The 13,140-nt window shown below is 51.5% G+C and carries 10 protein-coding genes; 3 read left to right on the top strand and 7 right to left on the bottom strand.

Translation table 11 applies throughout. From position 1 onward, the window contains the following. Window positions 1-503 precede the first annotated feature (503 nt). From tyrS to C173_RS33650, 6 genes are all read right to left on the bottom strand, one after another. The gene (tyrS, locus tag C173_RS13605; protein ID WP_036725840.1) at window positions 504-1,763 is read right to left on the bottom strand and encodes a tyrosine--tRNA ligase; all 1,260 of its coding nucleotides are present in this window, start codon (window positions 1,761-1,763) and stop codon (window positions 504-506) included. 471 nt (window positions 1,764-2,234) lie between these two features. Then, window positions 2,235-3,293: a M4 family metallopeptidase gene (locus C173_RS13610; protein ID WP_036725631.1), complete on the bottom strand. Its 1,059-nt coding sequence runs from the start codon at window positions 3,291-3,293 to the stop codon at window positions 2,235-2,237. Between the two features lie 18 nt (window positions 3,294-3,311). Then, the gene (locus tag C173_RS13615) at window positions 3,312-3,980 is read right to left on the bottom strand and encodes a YukJ family protein (RefSeq protein ID WP_036725633.1); all 669 of its coding nucleotides are present in this window, start codon (window positions 3,978-3,980) and stop codon (window positions 3,312-3,314) included. A gap of 14 nt (window positions 3,981-3,994) precedes the next feature. Further along, window positions 3,995-4,729, bottom strand: coding sequence for a hypothetical protein (locus C173_RS13620; RefSeq protein ID WP_036725635.1), 735 nt, complete (start codon window positions 4,727-4,729; stop codon window positions 3,995-3,997). Window positions 4,730-4,752: 23 nt separating this feature from the next. Beyond that, window positions 4,753-5,265 carry a histidine phosphatase family protein gene (locus C173_RS13625; protein ID WP_036725638.1) on the bottom strand — a complete coding sequence of 171 codons (513 nt, stop codon included), beginning with the start codon at window positions 5,263-5,265 and terminating at the stop codon, window positions 4,753-4,755. Window positions 5,266-5,293: 28 nt separating this feature from the next. Then, window positions 5,294-8,011, bottom strand: a complete 2,718-nt coding sequence (locus tag C173_RS33650; protein WP_081751168.1) for an endonuclease — start codon at window positions 8,009-8,011, stop codon at window positions 5,294-5,296. Window positions 8,012-8,312: 301 nt separating this feature from the next. Between C173_RS33650 and C173_RS13635 the strand changes: the two genes are divergently transcribed. The 3 genes from C173_RS13635 to C173_RS13645 all read left to right on the top strand — a co-directional run bounded on the left by C173_RS13635 (window position 8,313) and on the right by C173_RS13645 (window position 12,562). Beyond that, a complete protein-coding gene (locus tag C173_RS13635) occupies window positions 8,313-10,181 on the top strand; it encodes a S8 family peptidase (RefSeq protein ID WP_036725639.1) in 1,869 nt (622 codons plus the stop codon). 189 nt (window positions 10,182-10,370) lie between these two features. Then, window positions 10,371-10,952: a TIGR00730 family Rossman fold protein gene (locus tag C173_RS13640; RefSeq protein ID WP_036696546.1), complete on the top strand. Its 582-nt coding sequence runs from the start codon at window positions 10,371-10,373 to the stop codon at window positions 10,950-10,952. A 104-nt stretch (window positions 10,953-11,056) separates the two neighbouring features. Further along, window positions 11,057-12,562, top strand: coding sequence for an amidase (locus tag C173_RS13645; RefSeq protein WP_036725641.1), 1,506 nt, complete (start codon window positions 11,057-11,059; stop codon window positions 12,560-12,562). Window positions 12,563-12,677: 115 nt separating this feature from the next. Here C173_RS13645 and C173_RS13650 read toward each other — a convergent pair whose 3' ends face one another. Next, complete coding sequence (locus C173_RS13650) at window positions 12,678-13,112, bottom strand: MarR family winged helix-turn-helix transcriptional regulator (protein WP_036725642.1); 435 nt, start codon at window positions 13,110-13,112, stop codon at window positions 12,678-12,680. Between the last annotated feature and the right edge of the window lie 28 nt (window positions 13,113-13,140).

Below are 13,140 nucleotides of genomic sequence, written 5' to 3' on the forward strand. Positions count from 1 at the left end.
CGCAATCCCGAGGATACCCTACTTTTTTGGTGCCTGACTAGGCTCCAAATCTTGGTACACAACTTACTTTACGCCATCACGCTTCCGGCCTACGGTGATCAGGGGAGGAAGGCGGGAGACCGTCTCACCTTCCGCGACCACCAAAAAAGGCTATCCCTGTCACTGCTGACAGTGGGATAGCCCAATCACTCAGTTACTTCACACCATTCTCACTCTAGCTCAACCTAAGTCATCTGTCTTACTTTAGCTCATCTAGCTCAACCTAACTCATCTATCTTACTCTACCTCATCTAGCCAAACCTAACTCTTCTGGCTCATCCTAGCTCATCTAGCCAAACCTCACTCATCTCTGTCTCACCCTAGCTAATCTACCTCACCCTAGCCACCATCAACCTCGTTCCAGTTCACCCTCAGCCTCGCTCCAGCCTAACACCGCTCCAGATCTGGCTCAACATCCGGCCCGCTCTACTCGCCTTCCGCAAACCATCGCCCGCAGCTTGCGCTTAGACCAGCTTCACCAGGCTGTAATTCTTCTTGCCCTTGCGGACGATGATGAACTTGCCGCCGATGGCATCTGCAGCTGTTATCTCCGTCTCCAGCTCATTCACACGCTCCCCGTTGATCGAGATTGCGCCCTTAGTAATATCCTCGCGCGCCTGGCGTTTGGATGGCTCAACCCCCAGGTCCACCAGCCAGTCTACAATGTTCTTGGTCTCAGTGCCCGCTGTGAAGGTCGGCATTTCCTTGAAGCCTTCCTCGATCTCGTCCGCAGTCAGGGAGCGGATATCGCCGCTGAACAGTGCCGCGCTGATACGTTTGGCCTGCTCCAGCAGCTCCTCGCTGTGCACGAAGCGGGTCATTTCCTCGGCCAGCGCTTTTTGCGCTTCGCGTTTATGCGGCTCAGTGGCTACCTTCTCCTCAAGCGCCTCAATCTCTTCCTTGCTCAGGAAGGTGAAGTACTTCAGGTATTTAACCACATCACGGTCATCGGTGTTCGCCCAGAACTGGTAGAACTCGTAAGGGGTAGTCTGCTTCGGGTCGAGCCAGATGGCGCCGCCGGCGGTTTTACCGAACTTCGTACCGTCAGCCTTCAACATGAGCGGAATGGTCAGGCCGAAGGCTTTGGCTTCATTCCCTTCTTTTTTACGGATCAGATCGAGGCCGCTCGTAATATTCCCCCATTGATCCGAGCCGCCGATCTGGAGCTGCACATCCTCGTTCTGGTACAGATGCAGGTAGTCAATGGACTGCAGAATCTGGTAAGCGAACTCCGTGAACGAGATGCCGCTGTCCAGACGGCTGGCGACTACATCCTTGGCGAGCATCGTGTTGATGCTGAAGTTTTTGCCGAAATCACGCAGGAAATCAATGACGTTCATATCCTTGGTCCAGTCGTAGTTGTTCACCATCCGCACCTGATTGTCGCCATCAGTAATGAACAGCTTCTTCATCTGGGCCGTCAGCGCATCCACATTCTCCTGCACCTGCTCCATCGTCTGCAAAGAGCGCTCACTCTGGCGTCCGCTCGGATCGCCGATCGTTCCCGTAGCTCCCCCGATCAGAATCACCGGACGGTGACCGGCCAGCTGGAAGCGCCGCAGCATCATGAATGGAATCAGGTGGCCGATATGCATACTGTTGCCCGTCGGGTCCACGCCGCAATACAGCGATACCGCCTTACTCTCCGTCAATTCACGCAGTCCGTCCGCATCTGTCTGCTGGTTAATGGCATCGCGCCACAATAGCTCGTCGATAATGTTCAACATGTACAGCCCCTTTTGTGTAAGTGATTGTTCTATATCCCTTGGTATCCGTCAAAAAAACAGCAGCCCTACCGCAGCAGCCTCAGAAGCTTAAGCCCGCCACGCACCCAGCCAGCAAACCACACAGACAACAAAAAAATCGCCCCTTGTCTATTCAGACACAGGGACGATTATCATTAACCGTGTTACCACCCAAATTGCACAGACCTGATGCTGCACGCAGGTCCATACCACTCTCAGGCGAGTTATCGTTCGCTTAGCTCCGCTTGGCATTACCCAAGATACTCCCGAGGCGTAATTCGCAGTCCGCTTGTGTGTACCGGGTTCCATCGACCCCCGGCTCTCTGGGAACAGGGACAAGGCTGCTACTGGCTCGTTCAACGTATACCAACTATAAGATTACAGAAAGTATAGCCGCTTCTAAAATGGTTGTCAATGCGGCTGATGCAAGGAATTCTTTTCGCCCCTTCCTCAAGCATGAACGGGCAGGAGAATCCCCACATCACTGAATACTTTCGTGATCACTGCGACTGCGGATTGCGGCAGTTTGCCCTGCCGGACCAGCTTCTCTCCTGCAATAAGAAGAGCCTGCAACAGATCCACGAACTTGGCATTATGCTTAATCGTCTCACGGTCCTGCAAAGCAGTGTACCATAAGTATGCAGCCGGGTCAGTGCCCAGTTCCATCGCCGCAAGATAGAAAGCCCTATTCGGTATTCCGCTGTAATAGTGTACGCCTCCGCCATCATCACCTAGGGGGATTTCCATATACTTGCTGAAGTGAGACACTTGCCTGTCTCCAATATAGGCTGTCCCCGGCTCCTTCATGGATCTGAGCGCTTTGCCGGGAAATTCTGTACCCACAATCTCATCACCGATGAGCCAGTCGGCCGTTCGTGCGGTTTGCCCTTTTACATACTGCTGCACGGCAGTTCCGATGACATCCGAGAAATGCTCGTTAAGTGCTCCGGATTGTCTCATGTAATCAAGATGATTGACATACTGGGTGACACCATGAGCCATTTCATGAGCGACAACATCAAGGCTCTTGCTAAGATTGATGAACCATTTTCCGTCTCCGTCACCGATAGCAAGCTGATTCTGGTTGGGTAACCACACGGCGTTATTATAATTTTTCTTAAAGTGAACATTGCATATAACATCCATCCCCTCATCGTCGATGGAATTCCGGTTAAGCTTGTGTTTGAAGTACTCCAGCGTTTTGCTGGAGAAATCGAAGGTAAGGTTTACAGCCTGATCGTTATGCAGAGCATCTCCTTCTTTGCGGCTTAATTTATACCGGAGCTCTCCCGTGCCCTGACTGTCATATACTACACATTTCGGGTTATGGCTGGCTTCGAAGGCGTTATTTACCGCCTGGCCTTCCGTTTTTTTTACCTGCTTCTCTTTCTTGGCTAACTCCGCCATACCAGCAAGTGTGCGTTTCGCATCCTCATTCCCTTTTTCCGCCAATTCCTCAAGTAAAAACTTGGGGATAAATCCTTCTTCATGTTCAATATGTCCGCTCATCATGATGCTCCTTTCGCTCTAATTAGACAGCTGCGCAGACTTTTGAGTCAGATGATTACATTCACTAACCGGACGTTCCATATGGCCCTGGTCATCGGTGCACCAGGATTGCGACTGGAAGGAGAGGAACAGGCCGAGCCATTTGTCTTCCTGCTCAAAATGAATCACAATTCCGCCATCCTGCCAGATGCCGTCGTCCGCTTTGTATTTTTGAACATTCCCTTGATTCATGTGGATATTGTGGATACCGCCCGGGAAAGGCTCACCGTATACATAAATTTTAGCTGTTTCATCTTTAATTGCACGTTGCAAATAGGCATCAACCTTCTCATTCAGGTCATTATCGGGACCGTCTTCATTGTATGGAAGTGCGATCATCTTCGAGGGGTCAAACAGTCCGCCGCGGATGTAGTCCAAGGCAATTTCATCACGGTTGGATTTACCAATTTTAGTAATCCCGTCCTTTAAACTCTGCAGGTGGGTAATCTGTTCAGAATTAAATTTATCTCCGACCAGATAGAGCAGCTCTGAAGGGGCCTCGGTGGATTGTACATTGATGGCTAATTTGTATTCTCTGCCGGCAGCCTTGACCACAGCATGATAATGCGGGGTGCTGTCGCCTGTGGGAGGTGCAGGTATTCCTTTGATGATTTTTCCTTTTAGTACGCCATATGGATTCAGTGGCATTATACTCGTCTCCTTTAATGTGTAGTTTGTGGTGTATGAGCCTTCATTAATTTCTCAAGTGCCCATTTGGTTTTGGAAATATCCTGCTCGAGCAGCAGATTAGCCTCTTTGAACAGAGTAATGAATTGTTGATGCTTGTCCGCTGCTTCGGTATCGGTCGCGTTCTTTATTTTCATTGTTGCTTCAGCGATACGTTCTGCCCCGATGGTCCAGACTTCCAGGTGAACTTTCTCCTGTTCCCACTTACTATTATATTTCTCGGACCGGATAGGACCCGTTACCCGGGTATCTGCTATAGACTTGAAGACACTGCTGTTTTTAAAAGGCTGCGGGGCTTTGTCTAGGATCAGTTGCTTCCATTGTCCCTCAGGCTGGTCTTCCAGAGCAATGTCAAAGTCTTTTGCCAGAGATAACGCTTGTTTCGTGTATCCCCACTCGACTTCGGCCTCATATTCACCGGGTGTAAATCCTTCAGCGACTGCTTGCTTCATTGCACGATCCAAACTCTGGTAATCCCTGATACGTCTCTTGTAGGTAAGCTCCCATTTCTCTTCCTTGAAACGGCTACGGACAATCCACCCCGTCTCATAAAGCTCTAACTTTGGTGTATCCATCAGATGAATTTGCATTTTGTCCTTGAGTTCAAAGGAGAGACCGGCAACTTTAGGAAGCAGTTGTCCATCTCCCCCCAGCAGCACCTGCTTAGGGTCAAGGAAAAGCTTACATTCAAAAGATATTCCTTCGGGCATGATTGGAGACATCTCCTTATTAGTTAAAAATCAAATGCATCAGCAATCTCATAACCTTGCCCTTCACCCTTAGGCTTAAGCAAAATCAATCCGAGGTAAGGTCTGGCTTTGATCTGATTATTAAAGGAAAAGCTATGCGCCACTAGCACTGTATTAGTGCTCTCTGAGGGAATGGATTCCAACAGGCTCACAAGGCGCGTCTTCATCACCATTGCTTCACCGGCCGGATTCTCCATAAACAATGTATCCATATGAGCCAGAGCTTCTTCAACCCGGATACTTTGAAAAGCAGCCTTCCCTGTCTCCTGTGTCCGATGCGTAGGACTGGTTAACACAGGAAGACTTAGCTTAATATTCTGTTCCCTCATCCAGTTGCCTAGTAATGCCGCCTTTTCCTGCCCCTCCGCGCTTAAGCCCGGATCACCAGAAGTCTCAGCCGGCTGGGCATGGCGGAAATACAGCACATAACCGCCTTGCTGAAGCTGGTTTACCATTTCTGCAGGCGGTTGATTAATTCCGGTACCAGTCATGTTCATTACGTTGCCGCCTCCTTATTTCTCTTGGTTAAAACTCTATTTGATCTGCAATTTCAGGCAGATCAATGAAGGGATTGCGATTGCCCTGCAATTCAAAGATCAGCTGATTGCGGTGCTTCTCATGCAGGCTCACCGGATGCTCCTTATGCCACCCCAGCAGCAGCTTAATGTCAATCCGCTCATTTTGCCGTTCGATTTTACCCGGATACCGTACCAGGAAGTACAAAACCGCTCTCGCTGCCTCCCCCTTGCCGCTCTCCGGCTCAAAGCGGATCATCCCGCCGCGTTTCCCGCAGGCATTCCGGACGGTTTCCCGGTAAGCTTCCGGATTATAGTCAGCAAAATCATAGTATGGAATGTTGCTTCTATAGCTGTTGCATTCCTTCTCACAGATGAATAAGTGGTGCAGATCGCCCCGCATAGGCGAGCTTTTGCTGAACCAGGACTGGGGAACAACATGCTCGACATTGAACCCGAATTTCTCATCGATCAGCTCCTGGAACCCTTCCTCCTCCTCCTGGCCGTGAAGGGCAAGGCTCTCCATGAACTCCTTCCGCAGCCGTTCGGTACGGTGATCCTCCCGGATCAGTTCTTCTGCATCAAGCTTCTCTCCTGAATACAGGCTGTGCAGACTGCCATCCTCGCGGATATCGACTCCGGCATATAGCTGCGTCCGGCTTGCCGGGTAGGAGAAAATGCTGTTATGGGTCTCAAGCATCAGCTGATGCAGCTGACGGAACACCTGGCCTCCCCCGGACTGGAGATCCACGCTGCGATAGTAGTTCACAATATCGAATTTATCCTTCTCGGCATCGTAATATCCCCGCTCCTCTTCGAGTCTGAAGCGGTTCAGCTGAAGCTTGAGCAGCGCATGCTCCATCGTATTTCCCTGCGCCCAAACCACACTCGGCACTGAAGGAATCCTCAGGTTATCCTGCTCGGTGCTGCTGTCTTTATAGATGATCCGTAGCACGATTGGAACATGATCTGAGATTCTCGAAGCATAATCAGGCATGCTTTTGTCAAATCTGACGATTCCGGCGTCATCCTGCTTTCCGTCGAAGCTGATAACTCCTGCCCTGGTATCCTTGGTAATAATGATGTGATCAATCAGCGACTTATGATCACCAATGTAAGAGATATGACCTGCCTGCGCATCGTCAAGGGTTAGCGTAAGCACTGAGGGCATGTTCATCACCGGACTCAGTGACACACTGCCTGCATCATCATTTAAGTCTCCACCCAGTAGAATAGGCAGCTCCTTGAACTCTTCTGTACGCTTCAGATCCTCAATGATGACTGACAATGTCTGGGCGGCAAGCGTTCGTCTTTCGGTGCTTACCGCATCACGCATGGCTTTCAGATGCACCACAATCTTCAGGAATTCAACATTCTGGCCCTCTTCTCTAACTGTACATTTTGCGAATAGAGGCTCTCTCGGAAAAGCAGTTTTACCGTTGATTTCTGAACGCAGCAGCCGGCCGTACTTCAGGTTAATGTCAGTTCTGAGCTCAACATTAGCCGTGGTCGTATCGTACAGCACCGCAAGATCCTGCCCCCCATCCGCATCAAGGTACACGTAGTCCATAGCAGCTCCGCGATTCTTCAGCTCTTGTCTCAGCCGGTCCAGCGCCCCCCGCTCTACCTCAACAAGGCCAAGCGTATCCATCGACATATCCGCCACTAAATGGGCAACATCCTTAATCCGCTGTTCACTTACGCTATTGTTGAAGTTTTCGATATTCCAGAATCCGATATCCGCGAACCGTTTATCTCCTTTGAAGGAGGGGATTTCGATTTCAGCAAGCTCTCTGCGGTTATCCACCAGCCCCTCAACATCGTAGAATCCCAGATACGGCGAAGTGCCTTCAAGCTTCTGTGTCAGCTGCAGAGCAGCAGAATCACCAGTTTGGGCAAGAGCTACAAGTTTGGCAACGATTGCGGAGATCCTTATGCCTTCATTCACTGCCTGCTGCTGATCATTGTCTGTATACCAGCCTGCATGATGCAAGGCAACAAGCTGCCACTGGTTGTTAAACACTGCTGCACCCGAGGAGCCCGGCTCCGTATCGGTCGTATAATGAATCACTTTTTCATAGACATAGCTGACTGTGTTGTCCTGCAGAGCAATCTCTTTCTGCCTGCCCTTGGGATGCTGGATAATATTAACATATTCTCCACGGGTAATCGTTGTCGGACTCCGCATCAGCTTCACAGGAATCACATCCTCAATCCCGGCAGTCTCACAGGCTACGATCGAGAAGTCCAATTCTTCAAAAGGTGAAGTGATGAAAAATTCCTCAGGCTTCAGTGCAAGCTTGACGATCTTCCCATTCTCTTCATATCCGAATTCAACCTGGCTACCAGTTGCTTCCTCGACGCTTGCCAGCACATGATGGTTAGTCATCACCAGCCCACGGCCAATCAAGAATCCGGTTCCAAGTCCCGCAGGTGTTACAATCCGGCAGACCGCTTTGGCGCGTTCAACTCCCTTGCTCAAAAAATCAATGGGCAGCAGATTGCTGTCACGGTGAATTTTCTCCATAATCAGTTGCTCGGTTTCTCTTCTGAGCTCTTCGTTCCCCTGCCACTCCTGCTCATCAGGAGTAATATGCAGAATGGAAACCGCACGGCGTTTCACCAGATCGCGGTAATCATCCGGTGTCAAAGGGGTATTGTTCGCAGCTGCATATCGTTTTCCAACCAGTGAATACGTCTTGCTTCCTGATTCGTTGGATATGAACATTCATTGTTCACCCCTTACAATTTATTTTTTTGGGTACCTCCCAATAAAGAACGCAGGTATTATGTGAAATCATTAACTTGATGATACTTACTTTTTTTTACATAATTGTTTATTTGACGACATGCATTTATGCATTTAATAAGAATGACCGTGCATGAATGACCATAATTTTCATGCTGTATTGTTCATATCCCATAGGATGTATCGGTTTGAATAAAATGGCTTTTATAAAAATTCAAATTAGTGAAAGTATATGGACGTTGTATTTTCCAGTACACTAACCAGCTAAAGGAGACATGAAATGAAACTCAAAGAAACAACGAGTGAGATCCCTACTAAGCTTGATCCAAGACTGCAGCGGGTCATTGCCTTTAATCAAAGTGAACACAAGGATGCTCATCCGCATTTGTTCAACGCAGAATCAACGGAGACAGCGGATACCCGCGAAATCGCGGTTATCGCCAAGGTGAAGGATATGGAGGTGTGGAAAAATCTGTCCGGAGTCCGGCAAATTGCCGACTTGGGCAGCGTTCCTGAGGAGCAGGAGAATGTACGGCTCGTTACCGCCCGGATTGACGCCGATCAGATTGAACAGATCCGCAATTCACCGGCGGTAATGAGCTTGAAGTCATCACAATTATTGAAGCCCCAGCTCTTTAGGACCATTGAAGAAACTAAGGCCCGGGCGGACTTGCTGAATCAAAATACCAACAGCCACGGCGGAAAAGGGGTGGTCGTAGGGATTGTAGATTATGGATGTGACTTTACCCATAAGAACTTTATCCATTCAGACGGGACAAGCCGGATACTTAGCTATTGGGATCAGACGGTTCCTAATTCCAGTGATACCGAGTTTGGTTACGGCAAAGTCTTTCCACAGGGCGAATTAAACCGTGCTCTGAAAACAGATGATCCGTTCGCGGCATTACATCTTTCTGATCCCAAACATGAAAATGAGCCCTGGCACGGAACACACGTTATGGATACTGCTGCGGGCAACGGTAACGGAACTAATGTTCCCGGTACTGCTCCTCAGGCAGATATCATTTTTGTACAATTGAATGCCGATGATGTTCCATGGTCGGGACCGGACGCGGTCAAAGGAGATTTCGGGGGTTCAGTGCATCTGCTGGAGGCTCTGCAATACATCTATAAGCTCGCCGGAGACCGGCCGTGTGTTACCAATATAAGTCTGGGTACCAACGGCGGCCCCCATGACGGCACTTCTCTGGTTGAGGTAGGATTCGATACACTCCTAACCGCTGCTAACAATCGGGCCATCGTATTGGCCGCCAGCAACTCTTACACCGATGGCATACACGCCAGTGGTACAATCCGCCAGAATGAGGTGAAGGATCTTCGCTGGATCGTGGAACGATCAGACCGTACCTCTAACGAAATCGAGCTTTGGTACGATGCAGCAGATGAATTATCCTGCCAATTCATCACTCCGGATGGGGATAACCTCGGTGAGGTTAAGCTCGGCACGAATCACCAGGCAGTCGGGAACCGGAATGAAATCCTGATCTTCATCTCCCACCGGAAACAAGATCCGAACAACGGTGACAACGTCATGAATATCTTCATGGAGAGCAGTTTACCGGCCGGTGCATGGATACTTAGACTTCGCGGAGTGAAGATCCGTTCGGGTAAATATCATGCCTGGATTGAGCGGGATGATATTGGCCAGTCCCATTTTGAAAAACCGCTGGATAATACGCATACCCTTGGTTCAATCTGCTGCGGCAAAAAAACAGTCGTTGTCGGTTCATACAGCGCCAAAGAAGCAGGCACACCACTTTCCTTCTTCTCTAGCGCCGGTCCGACACGTGACGGAAGACAAAAGCCGGAGATTAGTGCTCCTGGAGGAAATGCTACGCAAAATGAACGTGAACAATTCATGGTTATGGCCGCTAAATCAGGATCAATAGATAAGGTTACTCCTATGATGGGCACCAGTATGGCAGCTCCCGCTGTAACCGGTATTGTTGCCCTGATGCTCGCAGAGGCGTTGGCCCACGGCATTTCTTTATCCAGTGAGGAAATTCAGGAAATTCTCCTCAAATCAGCAAGACCCATGTCGGGCAGTTGGCATGACCGGTATGGCTATGGACGCATCGATGCCGCCAAAGCCGTACAATTAGTCGCCGAATTAACCCCTGTCCATTAAGAGCATCTGCAAGGGGCCAACAACTTCTGTTGGCTCCTTTTGTACATAGACCCCTTTGTAAAATGAATGTAATCCAGAGTTAAACATTAAGCATATCCTTCTAACGCACAACATCGTATGGTATCTTTGTTGTAGATACACATACACCAAGCATTTTTAGATATTAAGACAAAGGAGAGTCAGCAGCTTATGAAGAGTATCGCAGTGTTCTGCGGTTCCAGTGAAGGGGCTTCGCCCGTATACAAGGAATCCGCTATTCTACTCGGCAAGGAGCTTGCCGCACGTAACATTACGCTGATCTATGGCGGAGCTACTGTAGGGTTGATGGGCGCTATTGCGGATAGCGTAATGCAGGCGGGAGGCCGTGTGATCGGGGTGCTGCCGCATTTTCTGAAGCAAAGAGAAATCGAGCACACCCGTCTGACAGAGCTGATTATGGTAGACTCTATGCACGAACGGAAGCTTAAGATGTCTGAGCTGGCGGACGGATTCATTGCTATGCCGGGCGGCCCGGGCACGATGGAAGAGTATTTCGAGATCTTCACCTGGGCGCAGCTCGGCCTGCATCAGAAGCCCTGCGGACTGCTTAATGTGAATCATTATTATGATCCGCTGATTGCCCTGTTCAGCAACATGGCCCGGGAACAATTCATGCAGGAGAAGCATCATTCCATCATGCTGAACGCTACCACGCCGGAGGGCATTCTGCAGCAGTTCGCAGAGTATACGCCGCCTCCAGTGAAGCAATATCTTACAGATGAGCGCACTTGAAAAGTCTCTGCCCTCCTTATAACGCAATATACTATGCGCGAGACTGCAGCTATAGCCTGACCACTATGTAGCCTGCCTGTTCCTGCCAGAAAGAGGTTATACCTATGTCGTTGTCTGCTTATTCCGGTTATGATGCGCTGGGGCTTGCCGCCCTAGTGAAGGCACGGGAGGTCTCTGCAAGTGAGCTTGTGGAAGCCGCCTTTGCCCGGATGGATGAGGTGAATCCGCTGCTGAATGCGGTGGTGCGCACCCGCCGGGAGGCCGCGCTGAAGGAGGCTGCGGGGATGCCCCTTGATTCCGGGGATACCCCCCGTCCGTTCGCCGGCGTCCCCTTCCTGCTGAAGGATATCTCCCAGGCGATTGGCGGCGAACCGCTGACCTCGGGCGCTCTGCTGATGAAGGACAATGTAGCGAAAAGGGACTCTAACTATGTGGCCCGTATCCGGCGTGGCGGCTTCATTCCGTTGGGCCATACGAATACGCCGGAATTCGGGCTGAAAAACATCACCGAGCCCCTGCTCCACGGCCCGGCCCGCAACCCCTGGAACCCCGCCTGTTCACCCGGCGGCTCCAGCGGCGGTGCGGCGGCAGCGGTTGCCGCCGGGATCGTCCCGGCCGCCGGAGCCAGTGACGGCGGCGGCTCCATCCGCATACCGGCCTCGTTCACCGGCCTGTTCGGGCTGAAGCCGACGCGCGGGCGTACGCCGGTCGGCCCGGGAATCGGCCGCCAGTGGCAGGGCGCGTCGATTGATTTTGCGCTGACCCGCTCTGTGCGGGATAGCGCCGCGATGCTGGATCTGCTGCAGGTGGTGCAGCCGGAAGCAGCTTTTCAGACGCCGCTGTATCCGGGCGTCTACCTGGACGATCTGTTGAGGCCTGCGCAGCGGAAGCTGCGGATCGCCTTCACCACCGCTTCGCCGGTGGGAACACCGGTATCCGCTGAGGCGGTAGAGGCCGTGCTGAAGACGGTCAAGTGGCTGGAGTCCGAGGGCTATGAAGTGGAAGAGAAGCTGAGCCCGGTCAACGGGGTGCGGCTGATGGACAACTACTATACGATGAACGCCGGAGAAGTATCCGCCATGTTCCTGTCGCTGGAGAGCGCCATGGGCCATGCAATTAAGGCAGAGGAAGTGGATATTGTCACCTGGGTGCTGGCCGAAGCCGGGAAGCAGGTCTCGGCGGCAGAATTCGTGCACAGTCTGCACGAATGGGATGTAGCCGCTGCGCAAATGGCCGCGCTGATGGACCGCTTCGATCTGTATATTACTCCGGCTAATGCAGACTCCGCCCCGAAGGTCGGAGAGCTGACCCAGACCACGGCGGAGACAGAGAAGCTGATGCAGATCAGCGGGCTGCCGAAGGACGCGCAGCGGCGGATGATCTACGAGATGTTCGAGCCGAGCCTGACGTACACGCCCTTCACCCAGCTTGCCAACCTGACCGGCCAGCCCGCCATGAGCGTGCCGACGCATCTTACGGCCGAAGGAATGCCGATCGGCGTCCAGGTCATGGCCTCCAAAGGGCGCGAGGACCTGCTGCTCCAGCTCGCCGCTTGTCTGGAGCAATCCCCGCTGTGGGTGGGGATGAGCGGGAATGCAGGCTTTGCTTGATGCCTGTTCCGTTGCCTGAATACTATGAAAAGGGCCGTCCGCAGCGTGAAATAACGTTGCGGACGGCCCTTTTGCTGTGATCTCTCCGGGAGCTTCCAGAGACTTCCGCGAACCATCAGCCCTCCTCCAGAAAAGCCGCATTGAACTTCCGCAGCAGCTCCCCGAAAGAATGCCCCTCCTCCTCCGACCAGCCCTTTAGCAGTTGTTCGATCATCTCCTGCCGGACCTGCCGGTTCTCCTCCAGACTCGCTTTGCCCGTCTCTGTAATCTGCAGCGAATAAGCCCGCCCGTCCACAGGGTCCGGTACCCGGGTGATGTACCCCTTACTCTCCAGTGAGGCAGCCTGTCGGCTGACCGTAGAAATATCCAACTGAAACTCATCGGAGATTGCCTTTATCCCGGCAGTTCCTTCACGAGAGGCAATGTGATGCAGCAGCAGGTAGGCCGCACGATCCAGATTACCTATTTTTTTGAACGTGGTAATTGAAGTGAGACGGCGGAACAGAACCGCCATTTCCAGCTCTATTGTCTCAATTGAATGTTTGTCCATGCCGGTTGCCCCTCTTCTCTTTTATTCA

Origin of the sequence: Paenibacillus sp. FSL R7-277, from assembly GCF_000517965.1 — a bacterium.
Classification (GTDB): domain Bacteria; phylum Bacillota; class Bacilli; order Paenibacillales; family Paenibacillaceae; genus Paenibacillus_AQ; species Paenibacillus_AQ silagei.